This is a genomic window from Marinomonas posidonica IVIA-Po-181 (assembly GCF_000214215.1).
GTDB classification, from domain to species: domain Bacteria; phylum Pseudomonadota; class Gammaproteobacteria; order Pseudomonadales; family Marinomonadaceae; genus Marinomonas; species Marinomonas posidonica.
Genome location: NC_015559.1, coordinates 3,367,078 through 3,386,830, shown reverse-complemented (window position 1 = coordinate 3,386,830; position 19,753 = coordinate 3,367,078). Strand labels below are relative to the sequence as shown.

The 19,753-nt window shown below is 44.1% G+C and carries 20 protein-coding genes and 1 tRNA gene; 16 read left to right on the top strand and 5 right to left on the bottom strand.

Annotation, left to right across the window (positions count from 1 at the left end):
- The first annotated feature begins 231 nt into the window (after positions 1-231).
- Positions 232-1,692 (top strand): benzaldehyde dehydrogenase, encoded by a 1,461-nt coding sequence (locus MAR181_RS15615; protein ID WP_013797568.1) that lies wholly within the window; start codon positions 232-234, stop codon positions 1,690-1,692.
- Positions 1,693-1,775: 83 nt separating this feature from the next.
- Here the strand turns inward: MAR181_RS15615 and MAR181_RS15610 are convergent, their stop codons facing one another.
- The 3 genes from MAR181_RS15610 to MAR181_RS18505 all read right to left on the bottom strand — a co-directional run bounded on the left by MAR181_RS15610 (position 1,776) and on the right by MAR181_RS18505 (position 3,715).
- Positions 1,776-2,429 (bottom strand): DsbA family oxidoreductase, encoded by a 654-nt coding sequence (locus tag MAR181_RS15610; protein ID WP_013797567.1) that lies wholly within the window; start codon positions 2,427-2,429, stop codon positions 1,776-1,778.
- A 196-nt stretch (positions 2,430-2,625) separates the two neighbouring features.
- Positions 2,626-3,465: a 2OG-Fe(II) oxygenase family protein gene (locus MAR181_RS15605; protein ID WP_013797566.1), complete on the bottom strand. Its 840-nt coding sequence runs from the start codon at positions 3,463-3,465 to the stop codon at positions 2,626-2,628.
- Positions 3,466-3,559: 94 nt separating this feature from the next.
- On the bottom strand, positions 3,560-3,715 hold the full coding sequence (locus MAR181_RS18505; RefSeq protein WP_013797565.1) for a hypothetical protein: 156 nt from the start codon (positions 3,713-3,715) through the stop codon (positions 3,560-3,562).
- 270 nt (positions 3,716-3,985) lie between these two features.
- Here MAR181_RS18505 and MAR181_RS15600 point away from each other — a divergent pair, with 270 nt between their 5' ends.
- The 11 genes from MAR181_RS15600 to MAR181_RS15550 all read left to right on the top strand — a co-directional run bounded on the left by MAR181_RS15600 (position 3,986) and on the right by MAR181_RS15550 (position 12,542).
- Complete coding sequence (locus tag MAR181_RS15600; protein ID WP_013797564.1) at positions 3,986-4,549, top strand: YqgE/AlgH family protein; 564 nt, start codon at positions 3,986-3,988, stop codon at positions 4,547-4,549.
- Positions 4,549-5,010, top strand: coding sequence for a Holliday junction resolvase RuvX (gene ruvX / locus MAR181_RS15595; protein WP_013797563.1), 462 nt, complete (start codon positions 4,549-4,551; stop codon positions 5,008-5,010). The genes MAR181_RS15600 and ruvX overlap by 1 nt, the downstream gene beginning before the upstream one ends.
- Before the next feature lie 65 nt (positions 5,011-5,075).
- The gene (pyrR, locus tag MAR181_RS15590; protein WP_013797562.1) at positions 5,076-5,573 is read left to right on the top strand and encodes a bifunctional pyr operon transcriptional regulator/uracil phosphoribosyltransferase PyrR; all 498 of its coding nucleotides are present in this window, start codon (positions 5,076-5,078) and stop codon (positions 5,571-5,573) included.
- 230 nt (positions 5,574-5,803) lie between these two features.
- Positions 5,804-6,811, top strand: coding sequence for an aspartate carbamoyltransferase catalytic subunit (locus MAR181_RS15585; RefSeq protein ID WP_013797561.1), 1,008 nt, complete (start codon positions 5,804-5,806; stop codon positions 6,809-6,811).
- 1 nt (position 6,812) lies between these two features.
- Positions 6,813-8,090, top strand: a complete 1,278-nt coding sequence (locus MAR181_RS15580; protein WP_013797560.1) for a dihydroorotase — start codon at positions 6,813-6,815, stop codon at positions 8,088-8,090.
- A 114-nt stretch (positions 8,091-8,204) separates the two neighbouring features.
- On the top strand, positions 8,205-9,311 hold the full coding sequence (locus MAR181_RS15575; protein WP_013797559.1) for a diguanylate cyclase domain-containing protein: 1,107 nt from the start codon (positions 8,205-8,207) through the stop codon (positions 9,309-9,311).
- A gap of 94 nt (positions 9,312-9,405) precedes the next feature.
- Entirely contained in the window at positions 9,406-10,128 is a 723-nt protein-coding gene (locus MAR181_RS15570) for a YggS family pyridoxal phosphate-dependent enzyme (RefSeq protein ID WP_013797558.1), read from the top strand.
- Between the two features lie 63 nt (positions 10,129-10,191).
- Positions 10,192-11,010 carry a pyrroline-5-carboxylate reductase gene (gene proC / locus MAR181_RS15565; RefSeq protein WP_013797557.1) on the top strand — a complete coding sequence of 273 codons (819 nt, stop codon included), beginning with the start codon at positions 10,192-10,194 and terminating at the stop codon, positions 11,008-11,010.
- A 26-nt stretch (positions 11,011-11,036) separates the two neighbouring features.
- Positions 11,037-11,582 carry a YggT family protein gene (locus MAR181_RS15560; RefSeq protein WP_013797556.1) on the top strand — a complete coding sequence of 182 codons (546 nt, stop codon included), beginning with the start codon at positions 11,037-11,039 and terminating at the stop codon, positions 11,580-11,582.
- Between the two features lie 169 nt (positions 11,583-11,751).
- A complete protein-coding gene (coaD, locus tag MAR181_RS15555) occupies positions 11,752-12,237 on the top strand; it encodes a pantetheine-phosphate adenylyltransferase (RefSeq protein WP_013797555.1) in 486 nt (161 codons plus the stop codon).
- A gap of 53 nt (positions 12,238-12,290) precedes the next feature.
- Positions 12,291-12,542 (top strand): YfhL family 4Fe-4S dicluster ferredoxin, encoded by a 252-nt coding sequence (locus tag MAR181_RS15550; RefSeq protein ID WP_013797554.1) that lies wholly within the window; start codon positions 12,291-12,293, stop codon positions 12,540-12,542.
- A gap of 170 nt (positions 12,543-12,712) precedes the next feature.
- Here MAR181_RS15550 and MAR181_RS15545 read toward each other — a convergent pair whose 3' ends face one another.
- Positions 12,713-13,813, bottom strand: a complete 1,101-nt coding sequence (locus MAR181_RS15545; RefSeq protein WP_013797553.1) for a potassium channel family protein — start codon at positions 13,811-13,813, stop codon at positions 12,713-12,715.
- A gap of 7 nt (positions 13,814-13,820) precedes the next feature.
- Positions 13,821-14,297, bottom strand: a complete 477-nt coding sequence (gene trmL / locus MAR181_RS15540) for a tRNA (uridine(34)/cytosine(34)/5-carboxymethylaminomethyluridine(34)-2'-O)-methyltransferase TrmL (RefSeq protein WP_013797552.1) — start codon at positions 14,295-14,297, stop codon at positions 13,821-13,823.
- 120 nt (positions 14,298-14,417) lie between these two features.
- On the opposite strand from trmL, the gene MAR181_RS15535 reads away from it, so the two are divergent.
- From MAR181_RS15535 to ugpB, 4 genes are all read left to right on the top strand, one after another.
- Positions 14,418-14,493 (top strand) — tRNA-Phe (locus MAR181_RS15535).
- 141 nt (positions 14,494-14,634) lie between these two features.
- The gene (locus tag MAR181_RS15530) at positions 14,635-17,808 is read left to right on the top strand and encodes an ATP-binding protein (protein ID WP_013797551.1); all 3,174 of its coding nucleotides are present in this window, start codon (positions 14,635-14,637) and stop codon (positions 17,806-17,808) included.
- Positions 17,809-17,822: 14 nt separating this feature from the next.
- Positions 17,823-18,167, top strand: coding sequence for a hypothetical protein (locus tag MAR181_RS15525; RefSeq protein WP_013797550.1), 345 nt, complete (start codon positions 17,823-17,825; stop codon positions 18,165-18,167).
- Between the two features lie 237 nt (positions 18,168-18,404).
- A complete protein-coding gene (ugpB, locus tag MAR181_RS15520) occupies positions 18,405-19,706 on the top strand; it encodes a sn-glycerol-3-phosphate ABC transporter substrate-binding protein UgpB (protein WP_013797549.1) in 1,302 nt (433 codons plus the stop codon).
- The last annotated feature ends 47 nt before the right edge of the window (positions 19,707-19,753 follow it).

Below are 19,753 nucleotides of genomic sequence, written 5' to 3'. Positions count from 1 at the left end.
GTTTTTAAGTCTGAATCGATTTTGATGATATCGTCAAGCCATTAGCGTGAAGATAGAGTGTTTAAGGCGATGTTCTTTTCTTATTTTTTTTAAAATATCATTTAATTCAATGTGTTAGCTTGTTATTGAAAATTACTATCGAGAGTCTATTGCAGGCGGCATAAGGATTGCTCTTGTATTGGAATCCCATGACAGTGGATTTCTAATAAAAATAAACAGGAGAACAAACCTATGTCTAATTCTGTATTGGCATCACAAAAGTGGTCAGGTAAATTTTTTAATGGTGATTGGCCTGTGGCCAAGCAAACACAAGAGGTGATAGAGCCTGCAACTGGAGAAGTATTAAGCCAAGTGGCGATGGCCAGTGCCGACGATATTTATACGGCTTGTCAGCAAGCCAGCCAAGCTCAGAAGGTTTGGTCTGCGGTGGCACCTCGCGACAAAGCCGCTTTATTTCATAAAGCCGCACAATTTCTGCAAACAAATTTTGATGATCTTGCCTTTTATGTGGCCCGTGAAACGGGTGGCATCATTCCTAAAGGAATGCATGAAATCAAAGAAGCTATTCTAATTCTTCAATTGGCTGCCAATATGACATTGGAGCCAAATGGTTTAACCTTACCTTCTACGCCAGATCGTCAATCTTATGCAAAGCGTCAACCACTTGGTGTTGTTGGTGTTATTTCGCCCTTTAATTTTCCTCTGATTTTATCCATTCGTTCTATTGCACCAGCGCTAGCAACAGGCAATGCTGTAGTCACTAAGCCTGATCCACAAACCCCTGTTACAGGTGGCTTTATTCTCGCCATGGCATTGGAAGAAGCCGGTTTTCCAAAAGGTCTATTCCAAGTGTTACCTGGTGGTGTGGAAGCGGGTGAAGCCTTGTGTGCCGCACCCGAAGTGCAGATGGTGGCGTTCACTGGGTCGACGGCAGCGGGTCGTAAAGTGGGTGAAGCCTGTGGCCGAAATTTGAAAAAAGTGTCTTTAGAGTTGGGAGGAAAAAGCTCTTTGATTGTTTTGGAAGATGCGGATCTAGATGTGGCAGCCAGTAATATTGCCTGGGGAGCCTATTTCCATCAAGGACAAATTTGCATGGCATCAGGACGCATTCTGGTACAAGAAAGCATTGCTGAAGCACTCACCGCAAAAATCGTTGAAAAGGCCAGTCATTTGCCCGTTGGTAATCCTGCAACGGAGGAAGTCGCACTTGGGCCAATTATCAATCAACGTCAGATGCTGAAAATTAATTCCATTGTAAAGGATACGGTCGCTGCTGGTGCTAAGTTGGAAGTGGGTGGCACCTTTAATGGTCCATTTTATGCACCTACCGTGCTGAGCGGTGTGACTCCAGGGATGCGCTCGTTTGATGAAGAAATCTTCGGTCCAGTCGTGAACTTGGTGAGCTTTAAAGACGATCATGAAGCGATTGAGCTGGCGAATAATACTGAGTACGGTTTGGCTGGGGCGGTGATTTCGAACGATCTTTCTCGTGCTCAGGCTATTGGTTCTCAGCTGCATGTTGGCTTACTGCATATTAACGATCAGACGGTAAACGATGAATGCATTAACCCATTTGGTGGTTGTGGTGCATCGGGCAATGGCAATGCAGTCTGTGGTCCTGCAGATTGGGATTTGTATACTCACTGGCAATGGATGACGGTAAAAGCGAGTGCTACACCTTATCCTTTTTAGTCTGGTGAGGTGAATCGTTAGTAACAAAAATGCCCCATGGTAGGGGCATTTTATTGTTTGCTATTGAAAAATATATGAAGAATTTATTCGGCGTCTTTTGCCATAATTTCCTCCAAAGCACTTTTGAAAACGTCTGCCGGTTGCCCACCTGAGATCGCGTATTTGTTATTGATGATCACTGTCGGTACGGAACTGATGCCGTTTTGCTGCCAAAATGCTTCTTGCTCTCGAACCTCATCAGCATAATGCTGACCCTCTAATATGGCCTTCGCTTCGGCTAAATCTAAATCCACACTGGCGGCTAGATTGGCTAATACTGAATAGTCGCTCACGTCTTGGTTGTGAGTAAAGTGAGCTTTAAACAAGGACGCTTTTAATTCAGCTTGCTTGCCTTGAGCACCTGCCCAATGCAGAAGGCGATGCGCATCAAATGAATTTCGCATACGGCTGTCAGAGGTAAAATTAAAGTTGAAGTCGACCTCCTTACCGCGGGCTTGAATCATGGCTCGGTTTTGATCGGATTCTTGTTCGGATATGCCATATTTTTCGATGATATGTTCACGAACATTCTGTCCTTCCGCAGGCATATTTGGGTTCAACTCAAAGGGTTGGAACGTTAGATCGACGGTAACAGAGTCATCTAATTGATCTAGAGCTTTGTTCAAATTCCCCAGACCGACAACGCACCAAGGGCACATGATGTCTGAAACAAACTGAATATTAAGAGAGGTGCTCATAATGTCATACCTAAAAAATAATGATTAGAAACTTGTTATGGGCATTCCAAACAAATTAAAGGCATTTAGCTGAAATAACCAGCAAGATGCGCAGAATTTGCACGATACGTAAGGATAGAGAAGGGGATTACCATCTAAGGTCACTAGAAAGAAAAAAGGCGACTTAAACCGTCGCCTTTTTTCTTTTAGAGTTCAATTAAATCACGCCCAATTCGACTAAGCGTTCATGCAAATAGCTCTTGGCGGTATAGCGATCTGACAAGACTACCTCTGGTTTTGGGTGTAAAAACAAAGGTAAGGAAATACGTGACTTGGTTTTATCTGCACCTTCCGGGTTCACGACTCGATGCGACGTAGAGGGAAAGTAGCCACCAGAGGCTTCTTGTAGCATGTCACCAATGTTAATGATCAAGGTACCGAAGTCACAAGGTACGTCCATCCAAGAGCCATCTTTGGCTTTGACTTGTAAGCCAGGCTCATTAGCCGACGGTAGGATAGTCAGTAAGTTGATGTCTTCGTGCGCACCAGCACGAATCGCCCCCAGCTCCTCATCACCCTTCAATGGTGGGTAATGCAAAACACGCAGTAAGGTTTGGTCACTGTCTTCCACCATACTGGATAGAGATTGAGAGTAGTGTTTTGCTACCTCAGCTGGCGTGTGTGCTTCAACCCAGCCAAGCAATTCAGACGCGAGTTCATTGGCTTCAGAATAATACTGTGCAAGTAATGCTTTTTGCTCAAGTGGACATTGTCCCCAAGGGTAGTAATGGAAGTATTCTTTGATGTCTTTCTTTGAATGACCTTTGGCTGTCTCAGAGATGTCAGCGGGGAAAAAACCGTCTTGTGTGCCTTTATGATAAAGGTAATTTTGTTTGTCTTCGCCATCGAAGAAGTGCTGCCATTCTTGGTAGATAGTACTTACCAAAGATTGTTGTATAGGGTGGTTTTTTAAGACCCCAAACCCTGTTTCGTGAAGGGATTTAACAAAGTCTTCTTGGGCTTTTTTACTTGTATAGTCAATGGCTTGTAATGTCATCATAGTGTCCTTTATTCCGCATAAAAGTGTGTATTTGTCGTTTTGATATACCCCTTAAAAAGGCGTAATGGATAAAAGCGATACAAATATCAGTCTAAGAAGACCAACCACTATGGAAAAAGTAGCGTAAATCCACGGTTTCTGCCTGAAAATGCTGTGTCCAATGGGACAAACTTAACGCTTTTGGGCAGGCAACAGCCACGACAGACGTCGTACTTGTTTGTCCAAAATTGAGTAAGTTGAGCGGCATTTTTATGACCCTATTCCGTAAAAGAGGATTTAATCATTGATGATTCGATTGAACTCTAGTTTACTAACTGAATGGACAATTTTGAAGTGATTTCGTAATAAAATGTGAGGATTGGCTAGGTAAATTCTCAGTTTGTCCTATACTGACAGTGGCGGCTTTATTGATTTGGTCGCATTCTTTGCTCTTCTACATGTATTTCTTCTGCCAGGCTGGCACAGTGTTTTTTAATCCAGTAATTGCGTTTTTTATTTGATAAAGAGGGCTCATGTTATGACTGTATTTGATTCTTTTAAAAATCATTTTCTAATCTCAATGCCGCACCTTAATGACCCGCACTTCGAACATACTGTGATCTATCTTTGTGAACATACGCCAGCAGGCGCGATGGGGATTATTATTAATCGCCCTTCTAATATTGATTTTAGTGAATTGGCCGATCATTTGAGTATGCCAATAGAGCATCCAGATTTGTTAACCGAAACGATTTATACCGGTGGTCCGGTTGAAGCGGAGCGCGGTTTTATTCTGCATACTGCGGATAAAAGATGGAATAATACGCTCCCTGTCACCTCCGATGTGTCTTTGTCGGCATCTTTGAAGGCCTTAGAGGACATTGCGCAAGGTCAGGGACCGAATGCGTTTCGTATCACACTTGGTTGCGCAGGTTGGGAAGATGGACAGCTGGAAACGGAAATTGCGAACAATGATTGGCTGGTATGTGAAGCGGATTTAGACGTATTATTCAATACGCCAAGTGAGCTTCAGTTTACCGCAGCGACTCAAGTTTTGGGCATTGATATGACGAGACTTTCACCGGACATAGGACATGGTTAATGACAGCAAGTGCGTCACCAGAAAACAACACAGCAAAACCCAATACGACGCAATCCGTATTGGGTTTTGATTTTGGCACCACTCGAATCGGGTTGGCGATCGGACAAAGTCTCACGGGAACGGCTCAGCCTTTAGAACCGATCAAAGCACGTGATGGCATTCCCAATTGGGATGAAATTGAAAAAGTGTTTGCAGAATGGCAACCTAATGCCGTAGTGGTTGGGTTGCCGCTCGACATGGATGGACAAGAGAATGAAATGTGCCAACGAGCGCGGAAATTTGCCAAACGATTACATGGACGATTTAACCTGCCATACCATATGATGGATGAGCGACTGTCTTCTTATGAAGCGAAAGGGCAAGTGATCGCACGTGGCGGTAATCGGAATTTTAAAGACAACTCTGTCGATGGGTTGGCCGCGCAGATGATTTTGGAAACATGGTTTGCTGAACACTATTAAGATCGGCGTTGTCAGTAAACGGTGTGTGATGACAGATTAGAGTTTCAAAACAGGTTAATAACAAAATGACATTAGATTTAGAGCCTTCTTTGGCCTCAATGAAGCAGCAGTTAGCAGATTACTGCCAAGCTAAACAAATCGAGAATGCAATTGTGGTTGGGATTCATACTGGTGGAGTGTGGGTAGCGGAACAACTAATGTCTGCAGCGCCAACAAAAGATCCGTTAGCCACTTTGGACATTACGTTTTATCGAGATGATTTTACCAAAGCAGGCTTGAATCCTAAGGTCAATCAGACTTCTCTGCCAGCGATTGAGGATCGTCATGTGATTCTGGTGGATGATGTATTGATGTCGGGGCGTACCATTCGCGCCGCAATGAACGAAATTTTTGATTTCGGACGCCCTGCTAGTATTACCCTAGCTATTTTATACGATCTTGGTCAGCACGAGTTGCCAATCGCGGCTGACATCGTAGGAGAAAGTTTGAAGCTTAATCCTGATCAAAGGGTTAAGTTAACTGGGCCGAAACCGCTTGCGGTTTCTGTGATTGAGACAGATTAATCTGTTTTCAAGCCTTTATTTTTTGCTGAACAAGTACGACAATTACCCTATGGATAAGTTTTATGAAAAAGTAATCGGTCGTACTGGATTTCACCGAAAAATAGGTGGACTTGTTACTTGATGTTCTTAATGCCCGGTTGCAGTTATCTGTACCGGGCATTTTCTTATCGACCTATTTTGTTTTAAAGAGAAAGGCGAACTCCGCCTTTGTAGCTTGAGGAAAGCAAACCATGATGCGATCCGAATCACGGGCATTACAACTAAACGACGACGGCCAGTTAAAACACTTTTTAACCTTGGACGGTTTGGACAAAACGATTCTGACGGAGATTTTGGATCGGGCCGATTCTTTTCTGACGATGGGCGAACAATCGGTCAAGAAAGTTCCTCTGTTGAGAGGGAAAACCGTGGTCAATCTTTTTTTTGAAAACTCCACACGTACCCGCACCACTTTTGAATTGGCAGCTAAGCGATTATCTGCCGATGTGATTAACCTCAACATTGAAACCTCTGCTACCTCAAAAGGCGAATCCTTGCTGGATACTTTGCAAAACTTGCAAGCCATGCAAAGCGACATGTTTGTGGTTCGTCATTCGGACAGTGGCGCGGCGCATTTTATTGCCGAACATTGCACGCCTAATGTGGCCATTATCAATGCTGGTGACGGTCGCCATGCGCACCCAACTCAAGCCATGCTCGATATGTTGACCATACGCCGTCATAAAGGGCAATTTGAAGGGCTCAAAGTTGCGATTGTTGGCGACATCTTGCATTCCCGAGTGGCTCGGTCTCAGTTGCAAGCGCTCACTACGCTAGGCGTGGATGAAGTGCGCTTGGTTGGGCCTAAGACATTGGTGCCAGGCTTCTTCTCTGAAATGGGGGCAAAAATCTGTCATGACTTAGAGGCGGGTCTGAAAGACGTTGATGTCGTGGTTATGTTGAGGTTGCAAAAAGAACGCATGCAGGGTGCTTTACTGCCAAGTGAAAGTGAATTTTACCGCTTGTATGGTTTGACGGAAGAGTCCTTGTCTTGGGCTAAGCCTGACGCCATAGTGATGCACCCTGGGCCGATTAACCGAGGTGTTGAGATTTCTTCAGAAGTCGCGGATGGTGGTCATTCTGTGATTTTGAATCAGGTGACCAATGGGATTGCAGTACGCATGGCCGTGATGTCTATGGCGATGAGTGGTCAACTGCAGAAAGCCGAAACGGACCAAGGCAGCGAGGGTGAGAAGTAGTATGAAATTACGAGTTCAGAATGGTCGTTTGATCGATCCTAGTCAAAACCTTGATGCTATCCTAGATTTGTTTGTTGAAGATCAAAAAATTGTGGCGATAGGTGAGGCCCCAGCCGATTTCGAAGAGGCCGAGGTGGTGGATGCCTCGGGCAAATGGGTGCTGCCTGGTTTAGTGGATTTGGCGGTGGCATTGCGCGAGCCAGGTCAAACGCAAAAAGGCAGCATAGCGACCGAAGGTCGTGCGGCAGTTGCGGGTGGTGTCACCACTTTGATTTGCCCTCCTGATACCAAACCGATAGTCGACACACCAGCGGTAGCGGCATTAATTCAAGATAAAGCGGATGAAGCGGGAATGGCTAATGTGTTTCCTATCGGAGCCTTAACACAAGGTTTGGAAGGGGAACAGCTCAGTAATATGGTGGCGCTGACGGAAGCGGGTTGTGTGGCGGTATCGAATGGTCGTCATGAAATGAAAAGTGCCAAAGTATTATCGCGTGCTCTGGAATACGCGGCGACACACGATCTTTTAGTGGTGTTTCATCCAGAAGATAAAAGCTTGTCGGATGGCGGTTGTGCCCACGAAGGTCTGTACTCCACTATGCACGGATTGGCAGGCATTCCGGATACAGCGGAAACCGTTGCTTTAATGCGAGATTTATTACTGGTAGAGAAAACTGGCGTACGCGCCCATTTTGCTCGTCTGTCTTGTGCGAAATCGATCGAAATGATAGCGGATGCGAAAGCGGCAGGGTTGGACGTATCAGCGGATGTGGCCTTGCATAATATCCTGTTAAGTGACGATGTGTTGAACCAATTTGATGGGCGCTTCCATGTGTTGCCACCATTGCGTGGTGAGGGGGATCGTCTAACCTTAATCGAAGGCATCAAACAAGGTGTGATTTCAGCGATATGTTCTGATCACCAGCCCCATGAAAAAATGGCGAAAATCGCTCCATTTGCCGCCACTGAACCCGGCATGGCAAACGTTGAAATTCTATTGCCGTTGGCTATGACCTTGTTGGATGAAGGGGACTTGGATTTTTCGACTTTACTAACGTGTCTAACGTCAGGTCCAGCGGCGTGTTTTGGTTTGGAAGCAGGGTCGTTAGCAATAGGCAGTTTTGCTGACTTTATACTGTTTGACAGTACCTCTAGATGGCATTGGACGTATGAGAACCGCAAAACGAAAGGTCACAACTCTCCCTACTTTGAAGATGAGTTTATCGGGCAAGTGACGGCAACTTACATATCTGGACAGCGAATTTATCAACTTTCGTAGCTGATTTGCAGGATAAGTTGGTTTTTTAGCCAACTTATCTATACAAATTCTTTACTTTTTGTCTTAGGTGGTTAATCTAGCTAAACAAGGATTTGCTACTGGTTGTATTGTTTTATGTCTATAGAATCTTCAAAATCACTGTTGGATGAACAGCAAGCGTTGCGTACTCGTGTGTCTTTTTTAGAGAAAGAACGAGATTTCATTAAGAGCTTGTACAGTGATATGTCTCAGATGATGCAAATTATCTCTAAAGGAGCGCCTTTAAGTTCTTTGTTGAACCGATTTCGTGAAAAGATAAAATCACAGTTGTCACAGTCTTATTGTTTATTTTTAATATGTGACAAAGATTGTCTACAGTGGCGACTCCAGTATTCAGATCTAGTGAGCGAAAGTCTTTTGAATCCGAAAGGTATGTTGGCGGATGTTCCTCAAGCACTTATTTCGTTCGCGGCAGCCCCTTCTTGTCAAAAACGTCACGAGTCTGACATCCTCAATGCGGCGAACTGGCAGTCTTGGCAAACTTTCCTAAACACCCATAATTTTTCTGATGTGTCCATGGTCAGTAACTCAGACGAGCAGGGTGCAATTTACATCATGCTGGCTTTTCAAAAGCATCAGCAGCAGTTAGAAAGCGAACTGATGGAAACCGCATTGGATGCTTACAGTTCTTGGCTGGATGCAGTCTTTATTCGTGAAAAAGCAGATTATCAATTATTAGAAGATAATCATCGAGACCCTGTTACCGGTCTGTTGCGTCGTTTCAGTTTTGAAAACAGTTTTGGCATAGTGCTGAAAGATTCTCGTCGTCATTTTCAGCGTGCAGCCATGTTCTCTATACAATTGCTTTCTAAGAAGAAAGTGGAGGACGAAGAGCTAAAAGTATTAGCGGAATTGATCCGTGAAACAGTGCGTGAGAATGATTTGATAGCGCACTATGATGAACGTGAATTGGTTATGGGAATTCGCATTCAGAATCTATCGGATGCGGAAGTCGTTGCAACTAAACTTTTAGCGTCCATGGAGCATGAAAAGTATGTCAGTAATGGTTTGATTGGATCGGGTGTTTCCATTGGCATTGGGTTTTATCCTGAACATTCTAGCTTAGAAGCTCTGTATCAGGCCGCGCATTTTGCTGCCAATTCATTGAAAAATGTGTCTGGCTATCAAATTGAGTTTCATGGTGCCTTATACGATACCAGCAATGAGTTTTATTCTTTATAAGTGCTTTTCCTTTAGTGGTATCATGTGTTTCTACTTGGCAAGTGAATAAGGTATGTTATTCAGTTGCTTGATTAAGACAGTAAGAGGCACAAGCATGGCACTCGACACAAATCACTCTCATGCCGATCAGGTAACACAAAACCTCTCTCAGGTGATGCAACAAGTTGAGCAGTTGGCACTAGACGCAGGTCGTGATCAAACCAGTGTGCGTGTATTGGCTGTGAGCAAAACCAAACCCCTCGACGACATAAAGGCTGCTTACCAATCAGGACAAAGGGCCTTTGGCGAAAACTACGTCCAAGAAGCTTTTGACAAGCACCACGCATTATCAGAACTCACAGACATAGAGTGGCATTTTATTGGGCCGATTCAATCGAATAAGTCACGCCAAATTGCCGAAACCATGCATTGGGTACATTCCATTGATCGCGAAAAAATTGCGCGTCGTTTAAGTGAGCAAAGGCCTGAAGCAATGCCAAGGCTACAGGTGTGTATTCAGGTCAACATCAGTGGTGAAGAAAGCAAATCAGGTATTTTATTAGAACAATTACCCGTGATGGTTGAATTGGTTCAAAGCTTGCCGAATCTTCAGTTACGAGGTTTGATGGCGATTCCGGCGCCTCAGCAAAGCTATGAAGCTCAGTGCCAGGTTTACCAACCTTTACAGCAGGCGTTTCTTGAATTATCCAAATACGATCGCATGATAGACACATTATCCATTGGTATGTCGGGTGATTTGCCCGCCGCGATTGCATCAGGGAGCACTATGGTTCGCGTGGGTACTGCGATTTTTGGGGCACGAGATTATGCCCATTAACGCCAATATGTCGACTTTTGATAAGCGTCTATAACGATTAAAAACACAATATTAGGATACAAAATGACACCAAGTATCGCCTTTATAGGCGTTGGAAATATGGCAAGATCCATTTTTAGTGGATTATTGGCGAGTGGCTACCCAGCGAAAAACATTATTGGCACGTCAAGAACGGCAGAAAAACGCGCGCATTATGCGGGTGAATATGGCATCACTATGTTGGCAGATAACCTGCAAGCCGTTCAACAAGCTGATGTGATTGTGTTATGTGTAAAGCCTGCTCAGATGCAGTCTGTGATTGAGGCGTTTGCATCACAGGTTCGTCAAGACCAGTTGTACATATCAGTGGCCGCAGGAGTGGAAATCGCTGCGTTATCTCATTGGCTGAATAGTTCTGTTGCTGTGGTTCGAAGCATGCCGAATACGCCTTCGCAAATTGGTGCGGGGATGACGGGTTTAATCGCCAATACTCAAACAACTCAAGCTCAAAAAGTCTGGGTTACGGAATTGTTCGCCAGTATTGGTGACTCAGTCTGGGTGGACGATGAAGCTCAGATGCACACGGTGACTGCGTTATCTGGTAGTGCCCCTGCTTACTTCTACCGCTTTGTGGAAGCCATGATAAAAGAGGCTAAACAACAAGGCCTTGACGAAGAAAGCAGTCGCAAACTGGCGAGTCATGCTATGTTAGGGGCTGCGCGAATGGTGGTTGAAATCGATGAGCCAATCGCACAGTTGAGGCAAAATATTACCTCACCAAATGGCACCACCGAACAAGCGTTATTGTCTTTTGAAGCGTCCAATATTGATCAAGTAGTAGCGGATGCCATGACAGCCTGTATCGATCGTTCAAAGGTTATGGCTGACGATTTTTCAGCCTAGACAACATTTAACTAAGGAAAATGGTAATGCAATCAAACCCATTCGTGATGTTAATACAAGTCATTGGTAACCTGTATTTATTCATTGTACTGCTGCGCATGGTGCTGCAGCTTACTCGAGCCGATTTTTATAACCCCATTAGTCAGGGTGTGGTAAAAGCGACCAGTCCATTTATCATTCCATTGCGTAAAATAATACCGTCGATAGGTCGTCTTGACACGGCATCTTTGGTATTAGCCTTGATTGTGCAACTCCTCACCCTGCTGTTAATTAACTTTGCACATGGTGTGAACGCTCAACCGGTGCAATATTTTATTGCGACTGTCGTCGGGGTGTTGTATCACTTGTTAGACTTGTACTTTTGGGCAATGTTGATTTCAGTGATCCTAAGCTGGGTTGCGCCAGGGGCGAATCATCCAGGTGCGATGCTGGTTGCTCAGATCACTGCACCTTTGTATAGTGCTTGTCAGCGCGTTATTCCGCCGTTGGGAGGATTGGATTTATCACCTATCTTTATCTTCTTGGCCATTTCTTTTTCGAAACAAGCCTTGGCTTTTTACGGTTTCGGATAGAACTAAGTGATGCGGGGCATCACGCGGATAAATAGGCAGAGGAATGTGTCGAATTGAGAAGATCGGCATATTCCTATATGATGCGACCCCTAAATGGGAGTGAAGATAGGCGACATGTAATAAAACAGCCTTAGCTCCTGCTCCCTTGTTAATTTTTTGGATGAAAGCTATGAGTACGATTGCGGTTTATCCGGGGACATTTGATCCTATTACAAACGGCCATACGGATTTGGTTGATCGCGCCTCAAAACTATTTTCAAAAGTAATAGTTGCGGTGGCTGCGAGCCCTAAAAAACGTCCGGCCTTGTCCCATGAATTGCGTATTTCATTGGCAAAGAAAGTGCTTGGGCATTTACCCAATGTGGAAGTACTTGGTTTCGATAATCTGTTAACTGAGTTTACTCGCTCAGTGAATGGTCAGGTCGTTATTCGTGGCTTGCGTGCTGTGTCGGATTTTGAATATGAATTCCAATTGGCCAATATGAATCGTGTGATTGCGCCCGATGTGGAAAGCATTTTCTTGACGCCTTCAGAGAAGCACTCCTATATTTCTTCTACGTTAGTTCGAGAAATTGCTTCACTTAATGGTGATTTTGGACAATTTGTGAACCCTGAAGTGAAACGAGTACTTCAGGAACATTATCAAACGCTGTAAAGCTGATTTGTTTGATTGCGCTGTAGAATCTATGGCGATTTTGGAGAGAACGAATGTCTCTTATTATTACCGATGATTGTATAAACTGTGACGTATGCGAACCTGAATGCCCGAATGAGGCCATTTTTCAAGGGGAAGAAATATACGTCATTGAACCCTCAAAATGCACTGAGTGTGTTGGTCATTTTGACGAACCACAGTGTCAACAGGTCTGTCCTGTTGACTGCATTCCTCTGGATCCGAATCATAAAGAAACGGAAGAGCAGTTGATGGAAAAGTACCTGACATTAACAGGTCAACTTTAACCGCATCGCGGGGGGCGCTGATTTTAGTCAGCATCCTCGCCAGTTCTATTCGTGCCCGTGTTGGTTTGTCTTTTCTCCCCTTACTTCAAAACATAGATGGTATAGACCCTTCCTTGGCTATCAAGCTGCAAAGTTAGCTTTCAGTCGTCACTCATTATGAGTTAAGCGATTTAGACAAATAAACGGCGAATCTGCTCCGCTTCAGGCAACTGCTGATTGTCGTTTACGAGAATAATCAGACCCTTAGCGTCGATCATCTCTTTGGACTGAGGGTGAGTGACAATATCCCCACCTTGCTTCACATAACCTAGTGCCGTTCCTATGTCTTTTTGGATCAGCGTTGTGACCACATGAGCCCAGCTAACATCAGACAAGCAGATGTCTAGACGAATGGTGTGATCTCCTTGATGGCGAAACAAGTCTTCCAGTACTTGCTCGGTTCCCGGTGCGATCAAAGACCGTACTAGCATTTCTGGGTAGGCTCGAATTGGACGAATCACAGCATTTGCCCCAGCCGCTTTGAAACGAGGGCGATTCCCATCATTAATGGCTTCGGCCAAAATAAACGCAGACGAGCCAATCTGTTTGATCCTATGTAAGGCATCAAAAATTAAGCTGTCACAATGATTGTTGCGGCTATCTGGTGACAACACAATCACGTATTTGGCACTTTGTATGCCAGCAGACAGCAACATACCATCTTCTAAGGCATCACCTGTATGGTGAACCACGCCTTGTAACCTGAGGTCGTTTGGCAGACCATCGGGAAAGGCTGTGGTGAGAATTTGAATTGGCGTGTCGGCTAATTCAGGTGTTTGGTTGATCTGATTTACCAACAAGCCTAGATAACGCTCTGCGTCATATTTTGGAGTATTGATAATAAGAATATGATCTTGCATATGATCCCACCTCATGCGGCCTTTGATGCGCATTTCTTTACGCATTAATCTGAGTTCAACATAGTCACTGGCAATTTGTGCTAGTAGGGTTATGCCCATTCCGTAAATTAATACGATGGTACAAAGCTGTCCCCAAAAGCTGACGGCGGATAAATCCCCATAACCGGTTGTACTGGCTGAGGTCATGGTGAGCCAGAAAGCTTGCCACCAATTTAAATCCTCAAACAACATCATGGCGAGACTGTGAAGAGCAATGACGCCGGCGAACAGTAACAGACGCTTTTTTAAGTCAGTGGTTTCGTGAAGGTGCACTTCTTTACGAAATTGGCGACGGCTATTTTTACGTTTTAACAGGAGGCTAAGAGAATTCATTGGGCTCCTAAGCTTGTATGTCACTAGGCATGGCATAGTTGAGTTGCCGCCATGACTCATAGACCATCACGGCCACGGTATTGGAAAGGTTTAAGCTACGAGAATTAGTCTGCATAGGCAGTCGCAGACGCTGGGCTGCTGGCAAGGCTTCGATAAAGTCAGCGGGTAAGCCTCGTGTTTCTGGGCCAAACACTAAGACATCATTCGCAGCAAATTCTGCTTCACTATGAGTATGGCTGCCTTTTGTTGTCAGAGCATACACAGTGCCTGTCTCATTTTGATCCAGAAAAGCTTGGAAATCTGGGTAGCGCTTTAAACGAGTGAACTCATGATAGTCCAAGCCCGCACGACGTAGCTTTTTATCTTCTAACTCAAAGCCCAAAGGCTCGATTAGGTGAAGGTGGTAGCCAGTGTTTGCACAAAGGCGGATAACATTACCTGTATTGGGTGGGATTTCAGGTTGGTAAAGTACAATGTGTAGCATGAATTTATCTCCTTGATATTTAGAGATAATACCAGACAATCAGAGAAAACTAAGTTTTTATGTTTTTTTCAAAAAAAACTATTGACCCTAAAAAAGGTTTCTCTATAATACGCCCCACTTGCCCAGATAGCTCAGTCGGTAGAGCAGAGGATTGAAAATCCTCGTGTCGGCGGTTCGATTCCGTCTCTGGGCACCATGATGAAGAAAGCCCGCTAGTTTACTAGCGGGCTTTTTTTATGGGATTTTGTAATCCTCTTTATTACATAACATAACCAATATCTTACTTATCCCCTGACTCAGTTTGTCTATGCTTAGATGACTTATTTTAAGGGATTTTATGATGACAAAAATCGCAAAGGTCATTTTGCTGACAGCGCTGGGTTATTCGGTGTTGGGAGCAGTTGGTCTGGCGGTGGCCGTATCCCCAGGTTATTCAACGATTATCTGGCCTGCATCTGGCTTGGCACTCGTCGCTGTTATGTTCTTCCCAAAATATGCTCCGTTCGGTGTGTTCCTTGGTTCTGTACTCATCAATGTTTTTATTACTTGGTCGAATAATCAAACGTTTGCTTTGGCGTTACCTGTGTGTATTGCAATGGGAGCAACCTTGCAATCCTGTGTTGGTGGTTATTTGGTGCGTCGTTTTGTTGATGTTCCGCGTTTGTTTCATCGCAGTCGTCAGGCGATGCGTTTTGTGGTGCTCGGTGGGGTGTTGTCAACGCTGATAGGAGCAAGTATTGAGGCTTCCTCTTTATTGTTTTTTGGTGCCATAGAGTATTCGCAGTATTGGCTAAACTGGAGTGTTTTGTGGGCTGGTGACATGATTGGTGTCATCTTTATCGTGCCTTGGTTAGCAGTATTTCTGCCATCTCTATTTGGCGGTTATTTTGATCGTCCAATGCGGTTAATGAACGGCCTTGTTGTGGTTTTGTTAATAGTTGCCGTTTTGTCTTGGGGCGGAAGTTATGCGGAATGGAATCGGCAAGTTAAGGAATTTCAGTCTAACGCTGAATTGTTAGACGTCTCTATTTCGAATCGTGTAAAAAATGCGGTGGATATGCTTTATAGCTTTGTGGCTTTCATTGACGGCAGTGAAGAAATCAATGCTGAAGAGTTTGCCTTTTTTTCTGATCGTGTGATGCAAAGGGACGATTCGATTATTGGTGTTTCATTGAATTTTTCAGTGGCGGGCAACAATATTTCAGCATTCGAAAAGAGAATCCAGCGATTTTACCAAGATCGGGAATTTAAGGTGAAGGAAAGGTCATTAACGGGCGACTTAGTAGCCGTAACCCCCAGGGATAGACACATTGTGATGACCTTTCTCTCGCCACTTGAGCTCAATGCTGACGCACTTGGTTATGATGTCTATTCTCAAGCAGACAGACATTTTGCATTGGATCAAGCCATTCAAAATAAACAGGTTTATCCAACTTCTCCGTTGCGCCTTGTAAAGGACACTAAAGGGGTTTTGCTGTTTTTACCTTTCTTTGATCAACAGACGGATGCCTTTCTAGGGGTTGCCAGTTCAATTATTACCTTGTCGACCTTAACCGATACCATAGTTCAAAAAGGCCGTTTGCCGAACACGGATTTGTATTTAGTGGACGAATTTGGTTATGGAGGCGAGCCTGTGTTAGTGGCTAAAAATATGGCAGCGAATCTATCCGTTTCTGACTTGTTAGCCACTTATGAAAAAGGTGATTTTCAACATGCCGTGAAAGCCGATATTCGCGTTGGTGCAAAAACTTGGCAGCTTTATCAAGTTAGCCACAGTTATTTCTTTAAGCAGCCGTGGATTGTTCAGCTAGTTTTGGCTTTTAGTTTATTTGTGGCGGGTTTGTTTGGTTGGTTTTTATTAATTGTTAGCAGTCATGCAGCCGACGTTGAAAACAAAGTTCGGTTGCGTACCAAAGATCTTCAATTAGCGAACGACAGCCTTAAGTTGTCTGAATTGAAGCAAAGTAGAGCAAAAGACGAAGCGGAGCAGGCAAATCGTGCTAAAAGTGAGTTTTTGGCGAATATGAGTCATGAAATTCGTACGCCATTGAATGGTGTGATTGGCAGTTTGACCTTGTTATTAAACAGCAAGTTAAACCCCAACCAAACACATTTGGCGACTTTATCAAAACACAGCTCTGAGTCTTTGTTAGATGTCATCAATGATATTTTGGATCTTTCTAAAATTGAAGCTGGGGCACTGAGTATCGAGGCTGAGCCTTTTTTATTAAGCGCTTTGGTCGAGGAAGTGACGAATATCGCCAGTCTTAAAGCGGAAGAAAAAGGCATCATTTTAAATGTGCCGGCTACCTTAGTACCCAATTTAACCTTGTCTGGTGATCGTGTGAGACTGAAACAGGTCATCATGAATTTGGTGGGTAATGCAGTAAAATTTACTCAGGTCGGCGAGGTGAATTTAACTCTGACGATTGACCGACAAGCGGACGATCATCACGTTTTATCGTTCACGGTTCAGGACACAGGAATTGGCATATCTGAGGAGGCTCAGTCGAGCTTATTTCAGCGTTTCAAGCAGGCGGATGGTTCTACTACCAGACGTTTTGGTGGTACGGGTTTAGGGTTGGCCATCAGTAAGGAAATTGTGGCTGCGATGGGAGGTGAGATTCGTTTAGAGTCTCAGAAAGGCGTTGGGTCGAGTTTTTATGTACAAATCCCAATCCAAGTGAGTGCCATTGAGGCGCCTCAGACAGTGAGTTACGATGCCAGCGTGACGCTCATTTATCAGAATGATACAGGCCGTTCTTATGTTGTGAGTGTGCTTGACTCATTAGGCTGTCAGGTTACCAGCTTTGGTGGTTTAAGTGAGGCTTTAGCCAGTGATAAGGGTTTTGAAAGACTGCTTCTATTGGATTCTGATGTATTAAAAAAGGCGTCTTCTCATGACGTCGATAAGTTGGAGCGTGTGTGTCAAGAAAAGCAGATTCAGCAAGTTTTACTGCAATCTCGCTCAGCGTTTGAATTTAGTGATAGTATGATGATTACGTCTGTTATGAAGCCTGTGTTTAGCAAGCCATTACTGGATGTTTTAGAAAGTCTGAAATCACCCGTTTTAGGAGAAGTCATGGCGACCAAGAGTAATAATGCCGCGCTAGAAAATAGCCCTGTTTTTAATGCTAAGGTGTTGTTAGCAGAGGACAATTTGACGAATCAGATAGTCGCGCGCGGCTTATTGAATCTGTATGGCGTTGAGGTTGTGATTGCTGAAAATGGTGAGCGTGCAGTGACCTTAGCCCAACAAATGACTTTTGATTTGGTGTTGATGGATTGTCAAATGCCAGTGATGGACGGTTATGAGGCAACGCGTCATATTAGGCAGTTCGATGGTACTGAAACGCCAGCAAATGTGCCAATTATTGCATTAAGTGCCAATGCAATGAAGGGAGATCAAGATGAGTGTTTTTCAGCGGGTATGAATGACCACATCGCGAAGCCTGTGTCCCAAGACAAGTTGGTGGAAGCACTGACGAAATGGCTTAAACAAACAGACTAGGGAGCAAGACTGTATTGGATTTAGTCACATTTGATAGTTCAGACTTTGAAAGTCGCCTTGCTCGTAATGAAGAGCTGATGATCTTGGTGGCCGTGGAGTTTCTGAAAGAAGCAACAGGCTTGTTGGGATTGCTGGACATTTATGTCATGGAGCGAGATTGGGACAATTTAGCTTTGGTTGCAAACCGTTTAAGAGGGGCTGGCTTAGAGGTATCGGGTTATCAGTTTTGCGATAAACTTGCCGATTTGCAGCGCATTATCGATGACGAAGCGACGTCTCAATTAGATAAGGCCTTAATCGTCTTGAACACAGAATTTGACCGTCTCTCCTTGGCTTTAAAACACGAAATTCTAAAATAATCTGTACATTCTCCGTTTTGTTAATCTCTTTTCTTTTCGACTAAAATCTTTCAAATCAATAGTGAATGACGTGTAAACGTCTGTTTATTCTCCGCTTTATGAATTTAAACTTCCTTTGTTGTTTCATTTGGGTGAATTTGTGTTTCAAATGAAACCTATCTATCATCAAATTGAAATATTTAGTTTCTATAGTCGTTCTTTCTTTTCTAAAAACAACTCATTGTGAGGAACACGGAAATGTATAAACTGAAATTGGCGTCAGCGGTGATTGGGTTCTCTATTGCAAGCTCCGGCTTTGCAGCAACCAATATTGAATGGTGGCATGCAATGGGTGGTGCGAATGGTGAAAAAGTAAATGAGATCGCCAAAGCATTTAATGACTCTCAAGATGCCTATACCGTAAAGCCTGTTTATAAAGGAAATTATACGGAAACCATGACGTCCGCAATTGCGGCTTTCCGAGCAAAAAAACAACCACACATAGTGCAAGTATTCGAAGTGGGTACGGCCAGTATGATGTCGGCAAAAGGGGCAATTTACCCTGTCTATGAATTAATGCGTGAATCAGGTCAGTCATTTGATCAAAGTGGCTTTCTAAGTGCTGTTACTGGCTATTACTCTGATCAAGACGGCAACATGTTGTCTATGCCATTCAACAGTTCAACGCCAGTTCTTTACTACAACAAAGACTTGTTTGCGAAAGCTGGCATTAAGAATCCACCAACGACTTGGGAAGAAATGGAAAGCGTTTCTCAGACGTTACTGGACAATGGTGTTAAATGTGGTTTCACGACGGCTTGGCAGTCTTGGGTTCAGTTAGAGAACTTCAGTGCTCGTCACAATGTGCCTTTTGCTAGTGAAGCAAACGGTTTTGGTGGTCTCGACACGAAATTGACATTCAATGGTTCGTTGCAAGTGGCACATATTGAGAAAATGGGTGAGTGGCAACAGAACGGTATCTTTAGTTATGGTGGTCGTCGCAGTGACTCAGCACCAAAATTCTACAGCCAAGAATGTGCGATGTTTATGAACTCCTCAGCGGGTTATGCTGGTATTAAGAAAAACGCCAAGTTTGATTTTGGTGTGTCACAGCTTCCTTACCAAGGCAGCGCTATCTCTGAGCCGAAGAATACCATCATTGGTGGTGCGTCTCTTTGGGTACTACAAGGTCATAAGAAAGAAGAATACAAAGGCGTTGCGTCTTTTCTAAGCTTCTTATCACGTGCGGAAGTGCAAGCTGATTGGCACCAATTCTCAGGCTACTTGCCCATTACCCGTGCCGCCTACGATCTAACCAAAGGTCAAGGTTTCTATGCTCAAAATGTAGGTACAGAGACCGGTGTGCTTCAGATGACATCGGGTACGCCAACGCCAAATTCCAAAGGTTTACGTCTGGGTAACTTTGTACAAATTCGTGACATCATTAACGAAGAGTTAGAAAGCGTTTGGGCAGGGCAAAAATCCGCTCAGGCTGCGTTAGACGAAGCGGTTAAACGTGGTGATGTGTTGCTGCGTAAGTTTGAAAGAGCCAATAAGTAATTAACGTCAGTTGGTTACGGTGACCCTCGCTCATGATGAGCGAGGGT

Coding starts and splice junctions, on each gene's coding strand:
- MAR181_RS15560 (WP_013797556.1), top strand. CDS start 11,037: ATGCAATCAAACCCATTCGTGATGTTAATACAAGTCATTGGTAACCTG.
- ruvX (WP_013797563.1), top strand. CDS start 4,549: ATGACAGCAAGTGCGTCACCAGAAAACAACACAGCAAAACCCAATACG.
- coaD (WP_013797555.1), top strand. CDS start 11,752: ATGAGTACGATTGCGGTTTATCCGGGGACATTTGATCCTATTACAAAC.
- MAR181_RS15610 (WP_013797567.1), bottom strand. CDS start 2,429: ATGAGCACCTCTCTTAATATTCAGTTTGTTTCAGACATCATGTGCCCT.
- ugpB (WP_013797549.1), top strand. CDS start 18,405: ATGTATAAACTGAAATTGGCGTCAGCGGTGATTGGGTTCTCTATTGCA.
- MAR181_RS15575 (WP_013797559.1), top strand. CDS start 8,205: ATGTCTATAGAATCTTCAAAATCACTGTTGGATGAACAGCAAGCGTTG.
- trmL (WP_013797552.1), bottom strand. CDS start 14,297: ATGCTACACATTGTACTTTACCAACCTGAAATCCCACCCAATACAGGT.
- MAR181_RS15615 (WP_013797568.1), top strand. CDS start 232: ATGTCTAATTCTGTATTGGCATCACAAAAGTGGTCAGGTAAATTTTTT.
- MAR181_RS15585 (WP_013797561.1), top strand. CDS start 5,804: ATGATGCGATCCGAATCACGGGCATTACAACTAAACGACGACGGCCAG.
- MAR181_RS15580 (WP_013797560.1), top strand. CDS start 6,813: ATGAAATTACGAGTTCAGAATGGTCGTTTGATCGATCCTAGTCAAAAC.
- MAR181_RS15545 (WP_013797553.1), bottom strand. CDS start 13,813: ATGAATTCTCTTAGCCTCCTGTTAAAACGTAAAAATAGCCGTCGCCAA.
- MAR181_RS15530 (WP_013797551.1), top strand. CDS start 14,635: ATGATGACAAAAATCGCAAAGGTCATTTTGCTGACAGCGCTGGGTTAT.
- MAR181_RS15600 (WP_013797564.1), top strand. CDS start 3,986: ATGACTGTATTTGATTCTTTTAAAAATCATTTTCTAATCTCAATGCCG.
- MAR181_RS18505 (WP_013797565.1), bottom strand. CDS start 3,715: ATGCCGCTCAACTTACTCAATTTTGGACAAACAAGTACGACGTCTGTC.
- MAR181_RS15570 (WP_013797558.1), top strand. CDS start 9,406: ATGGCACTCGACACAAATCACTCTCATGCCGATCAGGTAACACAAAAC.
- pyrR (WP_013797562.1), top strand. CDS start 5,076: ATGACATTAGATTTAGAGCCTTCTTTGGCCTCAATGAAGCAGCAGTTA.
- proC (WP_013797557.1), top strand. CDS start 10,192: ATGACACCAAGTATCGCCTTTATAGGCGTTGGAAATATGGCAAGATCC.
- MAR181_RS15605 (WP_013797566.1), bottom strand. CDS start 3,465: ATGACATTACAAGCCATTGACTATACAAGTAAAAAAGCCCAAGAAGAC.
- MAR181_RS15550 (WP_013797554.1), top strand. CDS start 12,291: ATGTCTCTTATTATTACCGATGATTGTATAAACTGTGACGTATGCGAA.